This is a genomic window from Bacillus sp. TH50, from assembly GCF_016650565.1.
Taxonomy (GTDB): Bacteria; Bacillota; Bacilli; order Bacillales; family Bacillaceae_G; genus Bacillus_A; species Bacillus_A mycoides.
In genome coordinates this window covers 2,546,200-2,566,273 of sequence record NZ_JAEKFM010000003.1, presented here as the reverse complement: position 1 = coordinate 2,566,273, position 20,074 = coordinate 2,546,200, and the positions used below count along the sequence as shown (strand labels likewise).

The 20,074-nt window shown below is 33.6% G+C and carries 26 protein-coding genes, 3 pseudogenes, 1 riboswitch and 1 other annotated feature (1 of these 31 cut by a window edge); of the genes and pseudogenes, 18 read left to right on the top strand and 11 right to left on the bottom strand.

Annotation, left to right across the window (positions count from 1 at the left end; genetic code table 11):
* Positions 1 to 35: 35 nt before the first annotated feature.
* From JFU23_RS13465 to JFU23_RS13455, 3 genes are all read right to left on the bottom strand, one after another.
* The gene (locus JFU23_RS13465; RefSeq protein ID WP_201032072.1) at positions 36 to 1,316 is read right to left on the bottom strand and encodes a purine/pyrimidine permease; all 1,281 of its coding nucleotides are present in this window, start codon (positions 1,314 to 1,316) and stop codon (positions 36 to 38) included.
* Positions 1,317 to 1,443: 127 nt separating this feature from the next.
* Entirely contained in the window at positions 1,444 to 1,893 is a 450-nt protein-coding gene (cynS, locus tag JFU23_RS13460; RefSeq protein ID WP_201032285.1) for a cyanase, read from the bottom strand.
* Positions 1,894 to 1,948: 55 nt separating this feature from the next.
* Positions 1,949 to 2,530 carry a beta-class carbonic anhydrase gene (locus tag JFU23_RS13455; RefSeq protein ID WP_201032071.1) on the bottom strand — a complete coding sequence of 194 codons (582 nt, stop codon included), beginning with the start codon at positions 2,528 to 2,530 and terminating at the stop codon, positions 1,949 to 1,951.
* A 167-nt stretch (positions 2,531 to 2,697) separates the two neighbouring features.
* On the opposite strand from JFU23_RS13455, the gene JFU23_RS13450 reads away from it, so the two are divergent.
* Positions 2,698 to 3,129, top strand: coding sequence for an Lrp/AsnC family transcriptional regulator (locus JFU23_RS13450; RefSeq protein WP_088079693.1), 432 nt, complete (start codon positions 2,698 to 2,700; stop codon positions 3,127 to 3,129).
* 279 nt (positions 3,130 to 3,408) lie between these two features.
* Here JFU23_RS13450 and JFU23_RS13445 read toward each other — a convergent pair whose 3' ends face one another.
* A complete protein-coding gene (locus JFU23_RS13445; protein ID WP_201032070.1) occupies positions 3,409 to 4,374 on the bottom strand; it encodes a DUF4822 domain-containing protein in 966 nt (321 codons plus the stop codon).
* A 429-nt stretch (positions 4,375 to 4,803) separates the two neighbouring features.
* Here JFU23_RS13445 and JFU23_RS13440 point away from each other — a divergent pair.
* Positions 4,804 to 5,232: pseudogene (locus JFU23_RS13440) on the top strand (Lrp/AsnC family transcriptional regulator); the annotation flags it as partial.
* A 45-nt stretch (positions 5,233 to 5,277) separates the two neighbouring features.
* Here JFU23_RS13440 and JFU23_RS13435 read toward each other — a convergent pair.
* The 3 genes from JFU23_RS13435 to JFU23_RS13425 form a co-directional block, all read right to left on the bottom strand.
* Complete coding sequence (locus JFU23_RS13435; protein ID WP_201032069.1) at positions 5,278 to 5,835, bottom strand: cysteine hydrolase family protein; 558 nt, start codon at positions 5,833 to 5,835, stop codon at positions 5,278 to 5,280.
* 434 nt (positions 5,836 to 6,269) lie between these two features.
* A complete protein-coding gene (locus JFU23_RS13430) occupies positions 6,270 to 6,509 on the bottom strand; it encodes a DUF896 domain-containing protein (RefSeq protein WP_002129863.1) in 240 nt (79 codons plus the stop codon).
* A 134-nt stretch (positions 6,510 to 6,643) separates the two neighbouring features.
* Positions 6,644 to 7,291 carry a nitroreductase family protein gene (locus tag JFU23_RS13425; protein WP_201032068.1) on the bottom strand — a complete coding sequence of 216 codons (648 nt, stop codon included), beginning with the start codon at positions 7,289 to 7,291 and terminating at the stop codon, positions 6,644 to 6,646.
* Positions 7,292 to 7,455: 164 nt separating this feature from the next.
* Here JFU23_RS13425 and JFU23_RS13420 point away from each other — a divergent pair, with 164 nt between their 5' ends.
* Positions 7,456 to 7,812, top strand: coding sequence for a winged helix-turn-helix transcriptional regulator (locus JFU23_RS13420; protein ID WP_201032067.1), 357 nt, complete (start codon positions 7,456 to 7,458; stop codon positions 7,810 to 7,812).
* A gap of 71 nt (positions 7,813 to 7,883) precedes the next feature.
* Positions 7,884 to 8,288: a phosphate-starvation-inducible protein PsiE gene (psiE, locus tag JFU23_RS13415; RefSeq protein ID WP_002129862.1), complete on the top strand. Its 405-nt coding sequence runs from the start codon at positions 7,884 to 7,886 to the stop codon at positions 8,286 to 8,288.
* 105 nt (positions 8,289 to 8,393) lie between these two features.
* Here the strand turns inward: psiE and JFU23_RS13410 are convergent, their stop codons facing one another.
* Positions 8,394 to 8,867: a DUF4362 domain-containing protein gene (locus JFU23_RS13410; protein ID WP_201032066.1), complete on the bottom strand. Its 474-nt coding sequence runs from the start codon at positions 8,865 to 8,867 to the stop codon at positions 8,394 to 8,396.
* Between the two features lie 229 nt (positions 8,868 to 9,096).
* On the opposite strand from JFU23_RS13410, the gene JFU23_RS13405 reads away from it, so the two are divergent.
* The 8 genes and pseudogenes from JFU23_RS13405 (at position 9,097) to JFU23_RS13370 (ending at position 12,566) form a co-directional block, all read left to right on the top strand.
* Complete coding sequence (locus tag JFU23_RS13405; RefSeq protein WP_201032065.1) at positions 9,097 to 9,594, top strand: hypothetical protein; 498 nt, start codon at positions 9,097 to 9,099, stop codon at positions 9,592 to 9,594.
* 29 nt (positions 9,595 to 9,623) lie between these two features.
* A complete protein-coding gene (locus tag JFU23_RS13400; protein WP_201032064.1) occupies positions 9,624 to 10,217 on the top strand; it encodes a DUF4367 domain-containing protein in 594 nt (197 codons plus the stop codon).
* Positions 10,218 to 10,399: 182 nt separating this feature from the next.
* Positions 10,400 to 10,588: pseudogene (locus JFU23_RS13395) on the top strand (phosphate-starvation-inducible PsiE family protein); the annotation flags it as partial.
* Between the two features lie 142 nt (positions 10,589 to 10,730).
* Positions 10,731 to 11,252: a spermidine N1-acetyltransferase gene (speG, locus tag JFU23_RS13390; protein ID WP_002112781.1), complete on the top strand. Its 522-nt coding sequence runs from the start codon at positions 10,731 to 10,733 to the stop codon at positions 11,250 to 11,252.
* Positions 11,253 to 11,406: 154 nt separating this feature from the next.
* A complete protein-coding gene (locus tag JFU23_RS13385; RefSeq protein WP_002129860.1) occupies positions 11,407 to 11,616 on the top strand; it encodes a DUF3955 domain-containing protein in 210 nt (69 codons plus the stop codon).
* Positions 11,617 to 11,647: 31 nt separating this feature from the next.
* Positions 11,648 to 12,127, top strand: a complete 480-nt coding sequence (locus JFU23_RS13380; protein WP_201032063.1) for a DUF2975 domain-containing protein — start codon at positions 11,648 to 11,650, stop codon at positions 12,125 to 12,127.
* An 11-nt stretch (positions 12,128 to 12,138) separates the two neighbouring features.
* Positions 12,139 to 12,351: a helix-turn-helix domain-containing protein gene (locus tag JFU23_RS13375; protein WP_061690041.1), complete on the top strand. Its 213-nt coding sequence runs from the start codon at positions 12,139 to 12,141 to the stop codon at positions 12,349 to 12,351.
* Positions 12,351 to 12,566, top strand: coding sequence for a DUF3955 domain-containing protein (locus JFU23_RS13370; RefSeq protein ID WP_201032062.1), 216 nt, complete (start codon positions 12,351 to 12,353; stop codon positions 12,564 to 12,566). The genes JFU23_RS13375 and JFU23_RS13370 overlap by 1 nt, the downstream gene beginning before the upstream one ends.
* A gap of 76 nt (positions 12,567 to 12,642) precedes the next feature.
* Here the strand turns inward: JFU23_RS13370 and crcB (JFU23_RS13365) are convergent, their stop codons facing one another.
* Together crcB (JFU23_RS13365) and crcB (JFU23_RS13360) are read right to left on the bottom strand one after the other, a co-directional pair.
* Positions 12,643 to 12,999, bottom strand: coding sequence for a fluoride efflux transporter CrcB (crcB, locus tag JFU23_RS13365; protein ID WP_201032061.1), 357 nt, complete (start codon positions 12,997 to 12,999; stop codon positions 12,643 to 12,645).
* A complete protein-coding gene (crcB, locus tag JFU23_RS13360) occupies positions 12,996 to 13,400 on the bottom strand; it encodes a fluoride efflux transporter CrcB (protein WP_201032284.1) in 405 nt (134 codons plus the stop codon). The genes crcB (JFU23_RS13365) and crcB (JFU23_RS13360) overlap by 4 nt, the downstream gene beginning before the upstream one ends.
* A 54-nt stretch (positions 13,401 to 13,454) precedes the next feature.
* Positions 13,455 to 13,514: riboswitch (Fluoride riboswitch) on the bottom strand.
* A 218-nt stretch (positions 13,515 to 13,732) separates the two neighbouring features.
* Between crcB (JFU23_RS13360) and JFU23_RS13355 the strand changes: the two genes are divergently transcribed.
* From JFU23_RS13355 to JFU23_RS13335, 5 genes and pseudogenes are all read left to right on the top strand, one after another.
* Complete coding sequence (locus tag JFU23_RS13355) at positions 13,733 to 14,791, top strand: endonuclease/exonuclease/phosphatase family protein (RefSeq protein WP_002068235.1); 1,059 nt, start codon at positions 13,733 to 13,735, stop codon at positions 14,789 to 14,791.
* A gap of 34 nt (positions 14,792 to 14,825) precedes the next feature.
* Positions 14,826 to 16,328, top strand: a complete 1,503-nt coding sequence (locus JFU23_RS13350) for a DUF4077 domain-containing protein (protein ID WP_201032060.1) — start codon at positions 14,826 to 14,828, stop codon at positions 16,326 to 16,328.
* 108 nt (positions 16,329 to 16,436) lie between these two features.
* The gene (locus JFU23_RS13345) at positions 16,437 to 16,832 is read left to right on the top strand and encodes an SET domain-containing protein (protein ID WP_000573650.1); all 396 of its coding nucleotides are present in this window, start codon (positions 16,437 to 16,439) and stop codon (positions 16,830 to 16,832) included.
* Positions 16,833 to 17,434: 602 nt separating this feature from the next.
* Positions 17,435 to 18,081: pseudogene (locus JFU23_RS13340) on the top strand (hypothetical protein).
* Positions 18,082 to 18,101: 20 nt separating this feature from the next.
* A complete protein-coding gene (locus JFU23_RS13335; RefSeq protein ID WP_201032059.1) occupies positions 18,102 to 18,389 on the top strand; it encodes a DUF3986 family protein in 288 nt (95 codons plus the stop codon).
* Between the two features lie 92 nt (positions 18,390 to 18,481).
* Here the strand turns inward: JFU23_RS13335 and JFU23_RS13330 are convergent, their stop codons facing one another.
* On the bottom strand, positions 18,482 to 18,601 hold the full coding sequence (locus JFU23_RS13330) for a DUF3967 domain-containing protein (RefSeq protein WP_002016020.1): 120 nt from the start codon (positions 18,599 to 18,601) through the stop codon (positions 18,482 to 18,484).
* A 350-nt stretch (positions 18,602 to 18,951) separates the two neighbouring features.
* On the opposite strand from JFU23_RS13330, the gene murB reads away from it, so the two are divergent.
* Positions 18,952 to 19,869 (top strand): UDP-N-acetylmuramate dehydrogenase, encoded by a 918-nt coding sequence (gene murB, locus JFU23_RS13325; protein ID WP_201032058.1) that lies wholly within the window; start codon positions 18,952 to 18,954, stop codon positions 19,867 to 19,869.
* A 105-nt stretch (positions 19,870 to 19,974) separates the two neighbouring features.
* Positions 19,975 to 20,074 (top strand) — a binding site (T-box leader) (it continues 117 nt past the right edge of the window).

Below are 20,074 nucleotides of genomic sequence, written 5' to 3'. Positions count from 1 at the left end.
GCAAAGCAGGGCGCTTTTTTACTTAGTCACAAATTTTACTCTTTCCAAAACTGTTCCAATAGAATGACAAGCATGGTACCCACAAGTAATCCATTACTTAAAACATATTGTAAGGAAGAAGGAATTCCGCTAAACGCACTTTCTGGAAGAAACATTATTCCCAAACTGATTAATAATGAAATTCCTAATATAGTTAATCGGCGTTGATTTAATTCTTCACGTAAAATGGATTGAAATGAAATGCCTATTACTTGGACAAATGTTGCTAAAAGTGCAGCATTAGCAATAGGACCTGGTAGCAAGGATATAAAGTTTACAATTGAAGGAATAAAAGAAATTCCTGCTAATATAAGACTTGCTATAAGGAACGACTTCACTTTTCTTTGTCCTGTTAGTTGAATAAATCCTGCTGATGCAGGTAATGGTACAATTCCAATTGTAGAAAACAACGACGAGATAATATGTGATATACCTCCGGCCCACACGCCGCGGTTCAGTATTTGCTTTTCATTTTCTTTAGATAACGGAGCCACTTGTTTTACAGCCGAAATAGCAGCGATTGTATTTGCAACTAAAAGAAATGTAAATAAAGTTGCAGTTAGAACCATTCCAATATCTAATCTAGGTGTGCCCCAAGAAAATAGCTCTGGTAACTTAACTAACGGTGTGTGTGAAGGCATATGAGATGATTTTCCTAATACAGCATACAAAAGCCAACCACATGAAATTCCAAGTAACACAGCGTAACTTTTCATCCATCCGTTCCCTTTAATTGATAAGAAAGTAATAAGGGCAAAAACAAAGAGCGCAATAGCAGCCGTTGTATAATCAGGATGAGTTACAGCTCCTTGTAATCCCATCATTCCTTTTAGTAACACACCACTAAGCTGAAGAGATAGTATTAAAAGAAAAGTTCCTGTAACCAAGGGTGTAAATAAACGTAGAATTCGATGAACAAGCCCTGTTATACCAAGGACGAAGAGTAATATACCTGCAATAATTAATCCGCCTTCTAGAAGTTGTAATACATCCTTTGCACTTTGTCCCTGATGCATAGCGACTTGTCCCAATATGACAAATATACTTACCCATGAACCGGCTGGCCCATCCGCTATGGGATAGCGATGCCCAAACCATGCTTGTATAAATGAACTTACTCCTACAACTAAAAAAGTTCGTTGCATTAATGTTGAGATATCTTCTATTGATAAATGGAATATGCCACCAATAATTATAGGCAATGCAATTGCATTTGCTAATAAAAACACAAACCACTGTAGAATACTAAAGCTCGTATCAAAGTATTTTTTATTCATATTAGTCTCCTTTGCCGAAAAAGAATTTCATAGTAAAAATCCATCCTTTCTACACAGCTAGATTAAAAAGGATGGATTTTGTAAATCTATAAAATTACTTTAATTATATAGATGGATTTTTAATTAATTACCATGTACGGAACGGTAAGAATTTCCCGTTAAGTGTAATCACGATACGAGGGTCGCCACCTTTTGGATCTTCTTGTGTGTCCACACCTAGGTTGAAGTTAATCGCACTCATTACGCCTTCGCCGGCTTTTTCTAAGATTAACTCTCTAATAGTTGGTGCATATTGTAACATCATTTCATATAAACGATATGCAATTGGGTCAGTAGGAGGCATTTCCATTACTTGGCCGCGAAGTGGAACTACTGTTAATGCTTGAACTACTTCTTCATCTAATTCTAATAGTTTACCGATTTTTTCTGCTTCTGGACGTGTCATTGTAGCTTGTCCTAATAACGCTGTTACAACCCAAGTCTCAGAGTTTTCACTTACTTTTGCAATTTCTTCCCATGTTAAACCTTTTGCAATTTTTGCTTCTATAATTTTTTTCGTAGCTTCTGGTCGATTCATATCTAATACTTGTCTTTTCATATCTAATAACTTCCCTTCATGTAAGTAATATTAATTATTTTGTTTCACCATTTAATGCTTTATATCCATCTACCACTACATCTAATTTACCTGTATGTGGATCAATAACTAAACCGTGTACAGGAACATCTTTTGGAATAAGTGGGTGATTTCTTACTAAATCAACATTAGCTTGTGTTGAATCGCAAACATCATTGAATCCGAATAACCATTTTTTAAGGTCAACACCAGCATATTCAATCGCTGATAAAATTTCTGGTGAAGCTACTCCACGATCTAATATTTTTTGAAGTGTTCCTTTTGGATTTGTTTGGCTCGCACCACATCTATGGTGTCCGATAAGGAAGATTTCATCTGCATTTAAATCATATACTGATGCTACAACACTTTGCATAACACTATCGAAAGGAGAAGCAATCTTACCACCTGCATTTCTGATAACTTTTGCATCACCATCGTGTATATCTAAAGCTTTTGGAAGTAGCTCAATTAAGCGAGCATCCATGCAAGAAACAACAACCATACGTTTTTTAGGCATTTTTGTCGCTTCACGAGGAGCGTATTCCTTATTTTCTACAAATTGTTCATTGTACTCTAAAATCTCTTGTAATAACATATTTATAACCTCCTTTAAATCTAGATGTATTTTTTTGTTGCGTCCTCTGTGTTATAAGTAAATATAACTGATAAACAATGCGATGTAAGAGGATAAACTAAGTATAGTGAATTGTATCGACAAGCAGAATAAGTTGGCGAAACACTTTCTGGCTTTCTACTTTCACGATGAAAGGATTGGTTTATATCATTGATCAAACAGATTTTGAGATACTGAAATTATTAGGAGAAAACTCAAGAATACAATGGAAAGAACTTGGTCAAAAAATACATATGACGGGGCAGGCTGTAGGAAATCGAATTCGAAGATTAGAGGATTTAGGGATTATTGAACAATATACAATCGCAATAAACCGAATCAAATTAGGACAAGTAGTGACTGCATTTGTTACTTTATTCGTAACAACAGCTAATCACCAAGAGTTTATGAATTTCTTTCAAAAAGAAGAAGGGATTTCTGAAGTACACCGTATAAGTGGTGAGGGATGTTATTTATTAAAAACACATTTTGCTTCTAATGAAGAATTGGATAACTTTCTGGGGCGACTATTAAAGTACGGGAACTATCGTGTTAACTTATCAATAGGAAAGTTGAAATAAGGTTTCTTTTCTTTGGAGGGGATAGCAACATTATTTGCTAAACCTTATTTGTATAGAGATAATGAAGTCGTTTAATGTTTATCTTAAATAGTCAGAGCCTTACTACAATTTATGTGTAGTAAGGCTTTTTAAAGCTGTTAAAAAAATGAGAGATATTATATTCAACAATCGTGCTGAATTGTTGAGGGGGATATAAGACAATTTTTTTCAAGGGAATCATAAATGATTTTTCTTTAAAAAAATCCTGCAGCTCGGTACAGGATTTGTAATCAAACGTTCTTAAAAGCTAAATTGTGGTTTTATATCACCTTTATAAGGCTCATGTTCAACGAATATAGTTATGTCTTTACCCGCTTGGTCTTTACCAGTTCTTTTATACGTAAATTTCTTATTATTCAGTTCAGTAAGTTCAAGAGCCGTACCATATTTATTATTTCCAATTGAAACATGAGCTCTTATTTTATTTTCATGTACAACATCGAAGTAGCCATAATCACCGCGGCTTTGACCTGTTTCGCTATTGAAGAACTCGTATTTATTAGACTTGTCATCAAATTTTGCTAGACTTATAAAATTCGAATTAAACTGCGTTACATCATTACCGGCTTCATCTAATACCTTTGTTCCATGCCAAAGGGTTCCGCCTAAAATTTTATCTCCATCCACGTTTTTAACGATATCACCTGTAGTAGAGTTTAGCTGCTTATCCGGATCGGTGAAAGAAAGCTCTTTTTCTTTATATGGAACATGTTCAACGAAAACTTCTACATCTTTACCGTTAGCATCTTTCCCCATTCTTTTATAGGTAAATACATTTTTATTTAGCTTTGTCATGTCAACAACAGCTTGATACTTCATTGATTCTGAAATTAATATTCTTTTCTTCCCATCATTTGTGACAAAGAAAGTTCCTTTATCGCCACGGCTTGCACCAGTCTTAGCATCAAAAAATTCATATCTTCCTGACTTCGCATCATATTTTGCAAGACCAATGAAGTTTGCATTTTCTTTCGTTAAGTCATTTTTATCTTTGTCATACACTCTTGTACCTTGCCAATTTGTCTCGCTAAGAATATTAGCCATTTTTTGCCCTTTAGTTAACTTATTTTCCTTTTTAGTATCTTTCGCAGCTTGTTCTTGTTTTTGTTTACTATGATTTTCTTCAGCTTTCGTGCCAGCGCAACCTGTTAATGCTAATGTGAATCCTAGCAGTATGGATGATAGTACTTTTGTTTTTTTATTCATTTTTATCGTCTCCTTATTGTATGATTTTAGTTAGTACGGTTTGCGATTATAGTAGCAGTTCGTCCTTTTAAATTTTTGTTATATGAAAAGATTCAGGTGGGAGCAACGAACTTAGTTACTACGTTTATCATGTTAATCCCCGAGTATAAACTCCCTCTAAATAAATCATTAAAAAAAGATAAACTAATTCCTAAAAAATTTTCATATTTATAAAAAACAATCGCTGGCTTACTGGATGGCCCTTTCGAACGCTTATCAATTTTTTTCTGATACCTACGAGTAATCGAAAAATACATAGTAAAGGAAGAAGGAAAGCTGTTAACAGTAATGTAATTCTTAATAGAGTTAATCGAGTGTATTGTAAAAGTTTTTAAGATGAATTGTAGGGGAAATGATGATCTTATAGAAGGTGATTCCTATAGGAAGGGGATGTCCATGTTTGATTCAACAGATTTTAAAATTATAAAGTTACTACAAGAAAACGCTAGAATGAACTGGAAGGAAATTGGAGAGATAGTACATTTGACTGGCCAGGCTGTTGGGAAACGAATTAATAAATTAGAAGAGGCGGGTGTCATTCAAAAATATACGATAGATATCGACAGGGCTAAGTTAGAAGGGTCTATTATGACGTTTGTTACACTATTTCTGCATGCACCACATTATCATAATCAAATTCAAACTTTTTTTGAAAAAACGGACTTAATTACTGAAATGTATCGTATAAGTGGCGATGGGTGTTATATCATGATTCTTCACACATCTTCGCACCAGCAATTAGAAGAGACTCTTGCAGATGTTTTACATTATGGTGATTATCGTATAAATACTGTCATTAAGACAATCGAAAAAAGAAAGAATAAGAGATTTATTCTTTCTTTTTTTATATGGAACTGTAATTCTTTATTTGCTCTTGTTTATAAAACGGTTTGCCGACAGGATTTTCGCATAAATATCACCAAACTCTAACGAACTCATGAACGATTGATGAGCGTGTACTGCGGGGATCAGATTTCCTTGAAATTCTAAATCTCTTGTTGTACAAGCATCTTCAATTACAACACATTGAAATCCTAAATCACTGGCAGCACGTACTGTTGCATCAATACATACATGAGTCATCATACCGCAAATGACTAGTTGATCTATTTCTTCTTTCTTTAATGTTTCAAATAAATTGGTCCTTAAAAAACTGTTAGGGTGATGTTTTTGTATGACTCTTTCGTTAGCAATTGGCTGTACATCATCATGAATTTGAACACCTACTGTTTCAGGTAAGAAGAAAGTAGCTCCTTCATTGTTCGCAATATGTTGTACGTGAATAACTGTTTTATGTTTTTTACGAAATACTTTCAAGACTTCTTTCGCCTTTTGTGCGGCTTTTTCAGGTTGATGTAATTCCATATTGCCGCCTTCAAAGTAATCATTTTGTATGTCGACTAATAGTAACGCTTCGTTCATCATTAATCCCCCCACAATTATTTATCCCGCATTAACGGGCAGTAAGACCACCACTTCAAAATTCAGCGAAAGCAAAGAAGTTAGATGGGGGATCAACTGCCCGTAAAAGCCCGATTGGTTCAACTAATAATCAGTGGGTGATGAAGAAAACCCCTACTGATTAAAGTTTCACTTTATACAGCAAGTTATTTGTACTGTACCGTTATTATATAAATTGCAACTATGTGGAAGTAATAACGTCATGAAAAGGTTTTGACGTATATGGTTTCATTGTGAAAAAGCTAAAGGATGCAAAGAAAAGATGGGGACAATTTGTTTGTGGTTTTTTGATTTAGAAACAGAAAGTGGATGGGGAAGTAGATATTAACTTAATGATGCATCTAAGCAAACGTACTATTAGATGAATCATTAAGTAACAAAGGAGCTGGGTATTTTCATGCGTTGTTATCTGTGTTTAGTGATAGCTTTTGTTGCTCTTTTAATTTTTCAGGAGTCACGTCATTTCCTAAAGGATCTAATATTTTTAATCCTGTAACAGTGGTGTTGATTTGACCGCGAATAATTTGAAGATACTTCTCGCGTAATTCTGTGCGCTCATTTAATTCTGTTTTTGTTAAACCTTCTTCTTTTTGTTTTTTAGCTAATTCATTAATTCGATTTAAAACTTCAAGCATTGTTTTCTCCGCCTTTCTTTTTTGTATTATTCGATTAGATTGTAGTTTTGCATTATGATTATGGTTGCTACCATCATAGTTTCGTTAATAGTGTTTATCGTACTTTCATTCCAAAAGTACGATAAACACTGTGATTAAAACTCGCCATTCCAAGACGTTACTTCATCTACAGTTAATCGAACTGTTGGGAATCCTGGCTCTTTTGCTTTGCCTAATGCAATCATTAAGACGTCAGTTAAGTTTTCTGGAATGTTAAATGCTTTGCGGAATTCTTCAACGTTATAGCCAAGCATTGGGACTGTATCGTATCCTCTCGCTTTTGCAGCAAGCATAAATTGCATAGCTAGCAAACCACCGTCAAGCATTTGCCATTCTCTTTTTCCTTGTTCGCTTACAGATGCATAAAACTCACGAATACTGTTGTTCAGTCTGTTTTTAATTTCTTCTGTCATGAATCCAGCAGCTACTGCACGTTCTTTCACTTTATTGATATGTTCGAATTCATGGGCATTATTTTCGCTTAAAATTACAATCATAGCGGATGCTTCTAGCACTTGTGATTGATTTAAAGCAACTGGATGAAGTTTCTCTTTTAAGTCTTGATCTGTAATTACCATGAAACGCCATGGGTTTAAGTTGGAACTACTTGGTGCTAGCATTGCTTCTTCTAAAAGTTCTTTAATTTCTTCATCAGAGATTGTAACTGAAGGATCATAAGAGCGAACGGAACGGCGCTCACGAATCACATCATAAAAATTTGCAGTACGATTTTCTTTTTTCATTTTAAAATACCTCCACTAATTTAATGCTCTGTTATAAGTTGCTTACATGCATCATTATGGTATAGTACAGATATTATGAAAAGTACGCACTTTTCCGTGATATAGACACCATCTCGTGACATAGGCACGAGAAAGTGCCTATCAAAATACAGAAGGAGTTCAATATGAAAAAAGAGTATAACAATAGAATTGAAGTCGTTTTGGATGTGATCGGAGGTAAGTGGAAATCCCACATTTTATATCATTTAACAAGCGGACCGACAAGAACGGGTGAGTTAAAACGATTGGTAACTGGTATTACACAAAAAATGCTTACTGAGCAATTGAAAGAGCTTGAAAAAGATGGGCTTGTGTCTAGAAAAGTATATAATCAAGTACCACCGAAAGTTGAGTATTCTCTTACAGAACAGGGAGAATCATTAAAAAAGGGTTTGAAGGTGCTTTGCGATTGGGGAAGCGATTATATTAAGCAAAAATATCCGAATGGTGAAGTAATCGTGAAAGAGGACGATCATATATGATTTAACATTTCTGTAAGTATAATTTTGCTATAATGAATAAGTACTTACACGAAGGGGAGCTAAAAGAGAAAATGAAGTCATTTAATATCGATCATTATATAGCTAGCGTTTTACAGTGGATATTAAATATAGCATTAATCATATTATCCATTGTTTTATCGATTTTTTTAATTAACGAAACAATTACTTTTATTCAATACATATTTTCAGCGAAGAAGTATACATCTTATAAATTAGTTGAGAGTATCATCGTCTATTTCCTATACTTCGAGTTCATCGCATTAATTATTAAGTATTTTAAGTCGAATTATCATTTTCCGTTACGTTATTTTATTTATATCGGAATTACGGCGTTAATTCGTTTAATTATTGTGTCTCATGAGGAACCAATGGAGACGTTATTATATGCGGGATCCATTCTTGTTTTAGTTATTGCTTTATACATATCGAATATGAGAGATTTGAGAAAAGAGTAGTGCAGACTTTTGTTTGTGCTACTTTTTTATTTGCAGCTTGAGTTTGGTGTAGGAAATCTGGAACAGAAAAGAGATGGCAAAGCCATCCCTTAAGGAGATTGGATATTATTTTGAGGCTGTAATCAAATTGATAATGTCAGGACATTCTAATTTATAAGTTACTTTGTTGTCTTCAATATCTTTCTTTATTTTTTGACATATATTATTTGAATATTGAATATCTTGGTTTTCGTTATGTTTTTCATTTGTTTTTGTGTAGTCGACATCATAATAGATGGAGGTAGAGTCCTTTTCTTTTTTTACAGTTAAATCAATGATAGTAGGCTCGTTCTTGTTATTAAATTTAGTAATTCTAACTGAATCATCTTTATTTAAATTATAGTTTTCTATGAAAGTATCTAATTTTTCTATGCTATAAACTTTATCGTCTTTTTCAATAATATCGCCACGTTTTTTGGAAGCCTCAAAAGTATATGTCTTGTTTTTATTGTTGTTTTTCTCATTATTAGCACAACCAATGAGAGTAAATAAGGCTAGCGAGATTAAAGGTGACGCATACTTTCTATATTGTATTTTCATAAATTCAGCCCCTTTTCTTAATTTTTAGCAATAAATTATATTTGTAATAATATTTTATCTTACATAGAGTTAGCCTAGATTAAGCGTAATTTATTTTTTTATTAATTTACCGTAAATATCCTCATTTTTTTCATTTTTTCGTTAATAAGTTGTAAATTTCGACATGAAATTTTTATATTAGTTTATGATGTTTTTGTAACAAAAAATCTAAAAAGGAGTGATGTGATTCATGTTTAACAAATTTCTGGGAAATTCAAAGGCAAAAAAGATTTGTGGAATTGGAGCATTAGCAACTTTTATAGGTTTTTCGTCTTTAGGGTCAGTTAGTGCAGGTAGTTATGTAGATAAGTATAAGCAGTATAATGTTGGATCTAGTGGTGGTTCTTATACAAATAGTGCCGGTTTTTCTGGCGGTGGTGGTAGTGGGAATTTATCAATGACAAGTACTATTAGTAAAGACAAACGTTTAATAGGGGTAAAGTTACGCACCAGTATTGATTCTGGTGACCCTTATATACAAAGTTTTTGGGCGCAAAGTAAAACTAGTTCTAATGTGCACTATCCTTTAAGCGCCTATAATAAAATGTTACGAAATAATCCAGACCCATTTTGGGGACCTAATTTACCAAATATAACATCAGTTAACTTGCATATAAATACAGATGCTCGTAGTTCTGGAGCTGGTAATGGAGTTCAATACAGATATGTACAGATCTTTAAATATTAAATTTATATTATGAAAAGGTGGGGACCTAAATGAAATTTAATAAAAAGTTACTAGCTGTGATTTTATTTGGCGGATTAGCTACTAGTATGTGTTTAGCCAGTGGAATGGAAGAAAAAGTACAGGCTAGCGAAGAAAAGGTAGAAGCATATGTTTTAAATACAGATAGAGAATTATATAAGTCGGTATCTAAAGATGTAAAACTTCCTAAGAAAGTAATCTTTAGAGACGACCAAAAAAGTACAGGTATTTTAGGCGAAACAACTTATGGTATTAAAAATACTAATTTTATGGATAATAAAGCTGGAGACTATGTAGCAACATCTCTATCTGAGTCTTCAGAGGGAACAAAGTTTTATACTCATAGATACGAAAATAACAATGCTTCTCAAAGAATAACTTTTAATGTAATAGGGACTGAAACAAGCATTGATACAACGGATTATGATACAAAAATTGTAAGATTGAGTAATGGTATAGAGGCAACATATGCAGAAGGTGATGCAGCTCAAGTTCTGGCATTCAATAATCCAAAAGATAATTTATATTATGCTTTAATAGGTGAAAAAGATGTAGGTAAGTTTACTACTGAAGAGTTGATTGAAATTGCTAACTCGATAGAATAATAAAAAGAAACAAAAATAAAGAAAGAATACCCTGGATTGTAGGTGCTTTAAAAAGTCCTATAATTCGGGGGGTGTTTATTTTTATAAGAAAGTATTATTTTTTAGTGAGGAGGTCTGTAAAAATGGTCTGATCTATGTGGATTTTCTAACAGATTAATTAAATTTCTTGTTTGTATTGATCCGTTATATTAATTATTAAGTATTTCAAATCTAATTATCATTTTCCGTTACGATATTTTATTTATATCCGGATCATAGCTTTAATTCAATTCATTATTGTATCCCATGATGAACTGCTTGAGACAGGGGCCATTCTCGTTTTAGTCATTGCTTTATACATATCAAATATGAGGGATTTGAAGAAAGAGTAGTAGTGCAGACTTTTGTTTGTACTACTTTTTACATCTTGACCTTCAAGTTACTTGAAAGTTTACAATGTAAATAGGACGTTTGAAATCGAAAAAAATTGAGAAATTAAGTGAAGAGGTTTCTTTTACTTTGGAGGTTATAGAAATGAGTCAGGAATTGAAATTACGTCCTTTAGAACGGGAAGACTTAAAGTTTGTACACGAACTTAATAATAACGCGCATATTATGTCGTATTGGTTTGAAGAGCCTTATGAAGCATTTGTGGAGCTGCAGGATTTATACGATAAACATATACATGATCAAAGTGAGCGCCGATTTATCGTTGAGAAAGATAATGAGATGGTGGGATTAGTCGAATTAGTAGAAATCGATTATATTCACCGTAGAACTGAATTCCAAATTATTATTGATCCGAGTTACCAAGGTTACGGTTATGCAGCTGATGCAACGCGTTTAGCGATGGATTACGCTTTTTCCGTATTAAATATGCATAAAATATATTTAGTTGTCGATAAAGAGAATGAAAAAGCTGTACACGTTTATAAAAAGGTCGGATTTATAGTAGAAGGTGAGTTGCAAGATGAGTTCTTCGTTGATGGCAACTACCATAATGCGATAAGAATGTGTATGTTCCAAAAAGAATATTTTAGAGTGAAGAGGCTATAGACAATGATTGTCTATAGTCTTTTTGTTATATAAGTCAACAACTATTTATCGTAAAACGATAAATAGTTGTTGACTTATAATGCGTCGGGACTTATTATGAGGGTAGCAAAAGGAATGCGGAAAAATTAATTGTGAAATTAAAGGAGAATATATTATGAAGAATAAATTTTTATTAGCTATCGTACTAATATCGTTAGGAGTTACTTGTTTATTAATGCACGGTACAACTAGTAAAGTGGCGGATAATGGGCTTCTTGTAGAACCTTTCTTTTTCCTAGTACCAGTAAGCTACCTATTGTTCTTTAGTGGTATTGGTGTGTTGCTAGTTGGATTTATCACTTCAAAGTTGAAAAAACAACAATAGATAAGTGCTGTTAGTTTAGGAGCGGGTTTTTGTGAAACAAAACGAATTGTCATTATGGTTAAAGTTAATTATCATTCTTTGCGGATGTTTTGGTTTATTGTTCTGCATATATATTGGGCCAGAAACGGGAAGAGCGGTATTGTTAGTTTCAGAAAATTTGAAGGGACTATATAAGCCATTCGTACTGTTCATTTGGATCACAGGAATTCCATTTTTTAGCGCTTTATTTTTAGGGTGGAAAATATGTTCAGATATTGCCTCACACAAAGCCTTTACTGTAAAAAATGCGAATCGATTAAAGAGGATTAGTATTTTATCTATGACTGAAGGTGTTTTATATATCGGAGCATTACTATATATTTTCGCAGCTGGAAGTTATCATACGAGCATTTTAGTTATTCTATTACTTATTGTATTCTTCTCAGTCGTTATATCGATTTTTACTTCCTTGCTTTCTCATTTAATTAGAGGAGCAAGTGAAATAAAAGATGATAACGACTTAACGATTTGAGGTGCTCTGTTATGACGATTGTAGTAAATCTCGATGTAATGTTAGCGAAAAGAAAAATGAGTGTGACAGAGTTATCCGAGAAATTAGGAATTACAACGACGAATGTCTCGATATTAAAAAATGGAAAAGCAAAAGCAATTAAATTCTCAACTTTAGAGAAGATATGTGAAGTTTTAGACTGTCAGCCAGGTGACATTTTAGAGTATAAAAAGGAGGAATTATGATGAAGAAAAAATACTTATTAGCGTCTAGTCCGATATTTTTAGGAGTGTTATGTATAATTATGTTTAATATAATTGGTTCCGAAGTGAAGCCAGATGGAACTTTAGTAGAACCATTTTTCTTAATTCCATTAGCTTATTTATTTGTTTTTACTGGAATTATTGCGATTTTGTTCGTGGCTGTTTTCTCGATGTTTCGAAAAAAGCAAGTGCGATAAAGTTTCACTTTATTTTCCATTCCATATGGCGGGACATACTTCTTATGAAAGAAAGCGACTCAATAGAGTCGCTTTTTTATATTCCACCGAGCTTCATTCCAAGGAATGCGAATAGGATACCAATTATGTAAGTAGTACTTAAATATAAAAGGAATGTGTAAATTTTTTTGCGATTGAGAAGCTGAATGGACTCTAATTTAAGTGTCGAAAATGTAGTGAATGCACCCATGAAACCAGTACCTAATAATAATTGCCATCCTGTAGAGACTCCGCGGCCAATTATATACCCGAGTAAAAATGCTCCTGCTATATTAATAAGAAATGTAGCAATTGGAAAGGGTGTTTTATTTCTTTTTTTAAACCAATTGCTAATTGCAAATCGTGTAATCGCACCGAAAAACCCTCCAGTTGCCACTAATAAAGCTTCCATCATAAGTGATCCCCCTCCGTAAGTGATTTCTTAATTAAGAAATCACTTAGTGTATAGCCAAGACTAGACATAATGAGGCCGCCAAGTATGCTACATGATACATATAAGAAAGCCGTGCTCCATTCAGAATGATTGATTAATTGCACAGTTTCTACACTAAATGTTGAAAACGTCGTAAAGGAACCGATGAATCCAGTCCCGATGCCTGTGATAACCTCTGAAGGTAAGATGTTTAGCCGGGCGATATACGTAGTTAGCCATGCTAATAAGAAGCAGCCGGCTAAGTTAATGAGTAATGTAGCTAATGGAAAAGAATGATGCCAAAATGTATGAATAGTAAGACCTAAATAATAGCGGGAAAGGGCTCCTAATATGCCGGCGATGCCAACGATAATATAAATCAATTTTCTCACCTCTTTAAATAGCTTGCTCAAAAAAATAGACTCCTACCAGTAGTTATACTGGTAGGAGTCATTAGCTAAGCAGCGGTTATGGCGAACTCCATCACCTATGATTATTACATATAGTGTACTAAACATTGCGTTTAATTTCCAGTGGAGAAGTTGGTGCATTTTGTATTTATATAATAGTTTAAGATAGGGAATACTTACTTATAAACTAAATATAGTGATATAAGGTTTTCAGTGTGATAAAATATTTCGTATGTCTGTCATTTTTTATTTAACTGAAAATAAAGAAAAGTAAAATCGTATGTTTTAGAAAAGGAGTCGTTTGTTTGAAAAAATTATTAAAAATAGTACTTATATGTATTTTAGTAGGGGTGGGAGTTGTAGGTGGGTTTTTAGCGTATATGACACTTACAAAAGAACAGCCGGCTGATGTTATAAGCTTGAAGGTGGAAAACAATAAGGAGCGCGTAATTGCGCCTGGAAATGAATTTAAAGTTACAACATTTAATATTGGATATGCTGGACTAGATAAGGATCAAGACTTCTTTATGGATGGGGGAAAAGGGTCTGGTTCAAGTAGTAAAGAACAAACGGAAACTAACTTAAAGAATATGCTTTCGTTTTTACAAAATGAGAATAGTGATTTTGCACTATTACAAGAAACAGATATAAAATCAATGCGATCATTTGATGTAAATGGGCATGAATTTTTGAAAAAAGGATTACCTGATTATGCTTCGTCATTCGGAAAGAACTACGATACGAAATGGGTTCCGGTGCCAATAACAAATCCAATGGGATATGCTGAAGCTGGATTAAGTACATTTTCTAAATATACGGTTCAAACAGCGAAGAGATTTCAGCTTCCTGGAATGGAGCCGTGGCCAAAGCGTTTATTTGATTTAGACCGAGCGATTGTTGAACATAAAATACCTGTTAATAATGGGAAATTTGTTAGACTCGTAAATCTACATTTATCTGCTTATGATGAAGGCGGGAAAATTAGAAAACAGCAAGTAGAATATTTAAAAAAATATATGAACAAGCATTATGAAAATGGTGATTATGTCATAATGGGCGGAGACTGGAATCAATTACTTTCTAACGTTCAGTTAAGCGATCCTAAGTTTGTGAAAGAGCGTCCTGAGTGGTTAGTAGAATTACCGAAGGACTTTACTGATGGTGGCTTTAAGTGGGCTGTAGATCCGTCTGTTATGACTGTGAGAGATGATGTAAAGAAATACGTGGAAGGTGAAAACTTTGTCACGATTATTGATGGCTTTATCGTTTCACCGAATGTTGAAATTGTAAATGTACAAGGGAAAGATTTGAAGTTTGAAAATAGCGATCATAACCCAGTGAGTGCGGTATTCAAGCTGAAGTAATCGATACGTATGAGTAGAAGGTGGGGCTTCATATATGGAGTGGTTAAAGAGAACTTGTTTTTCTAACCTTGAGAAAGAATCGCAGAAAAATCATTTATTGTTGTTTATCACGATGTGTAGTTTCTTCCTTGGGATAATAGCGATTGGGTATTACGGATATATTTTTACAGAGAGAGCAATAGCATTTTGGATGTGTGGTATTTCTATCGTAGTATTTGGAACGCTGCTTACTTTTATAGAAAGTATGGAAGCAATGTATAAATACATCATGACATGTATGCTACTTATTATGTCTTTCATTATGGTACAAGCTTTTAATGAAAGCCCAGCTGTATTTCAAATGATCTATTTTACATTAGCGGTTTCACTTATTTATTTGAGTGAACGTCTTATTTTAATCCTTGGCGGGGTAGCAGTTGTTGTTACATTTATACTTTGTAGTTATTGGCCAAATCAATTTTTTGCGTATACAGCGTCATCTGAAGCTGCAAATTTCGCAAGCTTGTTAGCGATTGTAACGATTGCAATGTGGGGTGTAACGAAGATTGGTTCTAATCTGTTGGCTCGTTTAAGTGATGAGAAGCAAGCGGTGATGAAGAAAGCTCAGGAGTTAGAAGAAACGCAAAGGCTTATTGAGAGAACAGTTGTGAAACTAGATAGTAATTTCAATCATTTAAGACAAAATATGAATACATCGATGGAGTCAATGAGTGAAATTAACTTTGCTTTTGAAGAAGTAGCAGTGGGAACCCAATCGCAATCAGAGATGATGTCTCGTTCAGTAGAAGTATTGAATGATATGGAGGGAAATATTGACCAAATCATCTCTCAAGTAAGAAATGCTTCGATTCGTGTTGATGAAAGTTTAGAAATTTCAAAGGGTAGTGTAAGTACTTTAAGAAATTTTGAAGCTAACATGAGAAGTTTAAATGATGTTGTTTCACAATCAGGAACTATATTTAGAGAATTGATGACACAATCGAAACAAATTAATGAAATTGTAGATGTAATAACGAATATTTCAAGTCAGACGAGTTTGCTAGCTTTAAATGCAAATATTGAAGCTGCAAGGGCAGGAGAACATGGGAAAGGTTTTGCTATTGTAGCGAATGAAGTATTAAAGCTTGCTGAAGAATCGAATCGTTCTGCGGGGAGAATTCAAGGCATTTTGAAGGAGTTTAGTAATCAAGCAAGTAAAGTAGAAGTGCAGGTAGAGAAGTCTGAAAGAGTACAAGAAGAATGTAACGAAATGTTAGCAAGTGTTTTGACGAATGTAACGGATTTAGGGAAGTTTATTGATGCGATTAATGATGTAATGAGGGAGATTGTTGGTCATCAAGAAAGTTTCCAAGCTAAAACGACGAATATCGTAAAGGACGTTACACATGCTTCTAACGTAATTCAACAAACTTCTGCAGCTACGGAAGAAGTGTTAGCGAGTGTTGAAGAAGAAAAGCATCGAAATGATATATCGGTGAAGACGTTACATACTGTTAGCGAGCAAGTGAAGTTGCTAGAAGATATTCTAGAAAAATAATATCGATGAAAAAGACCACTTGGTAGGAATTTAATTGCTTTTCTCTGCATTTTCTGCCAAGCTTAAGGAGAAAAATACTTCGAAGAAAGAAATATATAGGTGACGCATATGATTGAAGTTAAGACTTCTGAACTTAGTGATGGAGAATTTAATAGAGGTGTATTTGCAACTCGTGATATTAAAAAGGGTGAGTTGATACACTCAGCACCAGTTATCTCTTATCCGAATGAACAGCATGAACACATTGAGAAAACGTTACTTGCTGACTACGCATTTGAGTATGGGGTAAATCATACGGCATTCCTGTTAGGATACGGCATGTTATTTAATCATGCATATAATCCGAATGCAACGTATGATATTGTCTTCGAGAATCATACGTTTAACTTCTTTGCTTACAAAGATATAAAAGCGGGAGAAGAGATTCTAATCAATTATAATGGTGAAGTTGATGACGATGAGCTATTATGGTTTGATAAGGAAAAAGAAGAGAACGAAAAATAAGTTAAAAAGTATAGAAAGGGCACATTCTGTGGGATGTGCTCTTTTTTTATGGCGTGTCCAGCTTATCTGGTCCGCTGCTTGTTGGTGAAAATCCAGTCTCTAAGTAAGAGCCAAGTCGTCTAGTAGCTGACAGGCAGCTGGTGGAGAAATCCTAAGGTTGAGCCCTGTGACAAAGTAATTTCTATTTATAGAAATGCGAGAGCGTATAGGAGTATACAGAGCCAAGAAATACACTATATTTACAACTGAATGATATGGTGAAAGGCTTAAATCGAATCTTATAAGGATTTGAAAATTACTATATCCTATCTCCAATTGGTCAAAGGTGGATCGGTAAAATAGATTGGTATGTCTTAGAATGGCTCAATTCTTTTTTCACTAACATCGCCCCTAAAGATACAGTATTGTACCTTTAGGGAGATGCTTTATTAGCTTTATATTGTAGAGGAAGAGATTTTTAGTTTATTTATTTTTAATCTTATTAAGTTATTATTTTATATAAATTAATAATAACAAATTCATCGCTTTATTTTTAGACTTGTTACAAAATATAAAATTTTATTTATTTCCCACTATTATAAAATTTGAGAGGGGAATGGTAGATGAGAATTATAGCTGGGATACTTTCTTTCGTGTTAATGTTTAGTTTTGCATTGCCATCATTTGTTGATGCAACTGTTGAATTAAATGATGATACAATTGTCGAAGAATATGTTCCTGAAGAAGATGGTGGTATTGATTTATCTAATGTCGATGTTTCTAACTTCGATTTTGAAAAATTCGAGAACGAATATGATTTTTTAGTAACTGACCCTGTATTTTTACAATTAGAAGGAGAACTAAGTAAACCAAGAGTTGAATATGTTATTGAAAAAAATCCTCTTACAGGTGAATTAATAGTTAAACAAGAAATATTACCAGCTCTTGTTATTGGAGCATTAAGGGTTTTAACTTCAAAAGCGGGAAGAACAGCTGCAGATAAAGGTTGGAAAATAGCGAGACCTTATGTACAAAAAGCATTAGACGCACCAAATAAATATATTCTTGAAGGTCCATGAAGGTCCATGAAGGTCCATGAAGGTCCATGAAGGTCCATGAAGGTCCATATAAAACTAGAATTATTCAAGTCAGATCTAAAGTTACTAAAAAAGTGTTATTTAGGTTAGATTATGGTCCAGTAAAAAATAAAGGACCATATTTACATTATCATGTCCCGCCAAATTTGAATGATCATCATATTATTTGGTAAAGGAGAGATTATTTAATAGTATGTGTAACTATGAAGGACACCAACATATGCATATAGGATATTATGAAGATGGATATGATTTAGAAGTTATTGCATATAAGAAAATAGACAAGCCAATATGGGATGTTTTTATTGAAAAATATGAAGCTGACGCGGATTTTTTGTATGAATATGCTAGTAAACATAATTTAGGTGAAAAATTTGTTGGTTACGGTTTGAAAATATTTTCAATAGGGGATAAAGATGCTACTGAAGAACAATCTAGATTAATTTTTGAAAAGTGGTTAAAAACTAATAGCATTGTTTAAAAATTGGTTTATCTTTATTCCACTAATCGAAAAGGTAGAAAAGTATACTTTTCTACCTTTTTGTAGTTTATATACAAACCTTACCAAAACTTCTACCACGGCTTTTTCTTCTCTTTCGCAACTGCCACTTCATCTTGAAATTCCTTCGTTAAATCCTTTGATTCCTGTATCTCACTTAGTATCTTCATGAGAGTCTTATCTCCCGCTTTCAATCGATTTTCTTATATGTCATAAACAAAGTAAAGATTACAAAAAAATACCACTTTTCTTTCGTATGGTATAGTAAGATATTGAAGGGTATTGCTTTGAAAAACCTATATATTTTACAAATTGTTGTCTATATGGTTACATGTCAAGTTTAGTAGCCCATTTGGGTTGCTTTATTATGCGATATATATTTTAATATGAGTGGAACCTCTTATAATTTAAGAGGTTTATAGGTGTGCTTTATGTACACTGTATTCACCACGTTAGCTGTTGTTTGTAATGCATTTTTATGTGGGGATATTATGGACCCGTATATAGCGGGATAAAAAGATTATAGAAATAGAGGAATCGTAAAATGAATATGCACGAGGTTTATAAATATTTAAGTACAGTATTGCCTGAAGGTCATGTGAAACAAGATGAAATGTTAAAGAATCATACGCATATTAAAGTGGGCGGGAAAGCGGATGTGTTCGTTTCTCCTACGAATTATGATGAAATTCAAGAAGTTATAAAGTATGCGAATCAATACAATATTCCAGTTACGTTTTTAGGAAACGGCTCTAATGTTATTATTAAAGACGGTGGTCTGCGCGGGATTACAGTAAGTTTAATTCATATTACAAATGTTACTGTAACAGGGACAGCGATTGTTGCGGGGTGTGGTGCAGCAATTATTGATGTATCACGTATTGCATTAGATCATAATTTAACGGGTCTTGAGTTTGCTTGTGGTATTCCAGGTTCAGTTGGCGGAGCATTATATATGAATGCTGGTGCTTACGGCGGTGAAGTATCGTTTGTATTAACAGAAGCTGTCGTAATGACAGGTGATGGAGAGCTACGTACTTTAACGAAAGAAGCATTTGAATTTGGATATCGTAAGAGTGTATTTGCAAACAACCATTATATTATTCTTGAAGCGAGATTTGAGCTTGAAGAAGGTGTGCGTGAAGAAATTAAAGAAAAAATGGATGATTTAACGTTTAAACGTGAGTCAAAACAGCCTCTAGAATATCCTTCATGTGGTAGCGTATTTAAGCGCCCACCAAATAACTTTGCTGGTAAATTGATTCAAGAATCAGGACTACAAGGTAAGCGAATTGGCGGAGTGGAAGTTTCTTTAAAACACGCTGGATTTATGGTGAATGTTGATAACGGAACTGCACAAGATTATATCGATTTAATTCATTTCGTACAAACAACTGTTGAAGAAAAATTCGGTGTGAAATTAGAGAGAGAAGTAAGGATTATTGGAGAAGATCTACAGTAATCTTTGAATAAAAAACGTATAAAAGTATGAATTATTTCGAAATAACATTTGGGTATTGTTGACAATTTGATTTGGATTCAATATAATGGCTAATAATTTAACAAATAATATACGTTGAAAGAGCCCAGTAGCAGTTTGTCACTGTTATTAAAGAGAGCTAGGGGTTGCTGGAACCTAGCACAAACAAACTTGCGAATTACACTCT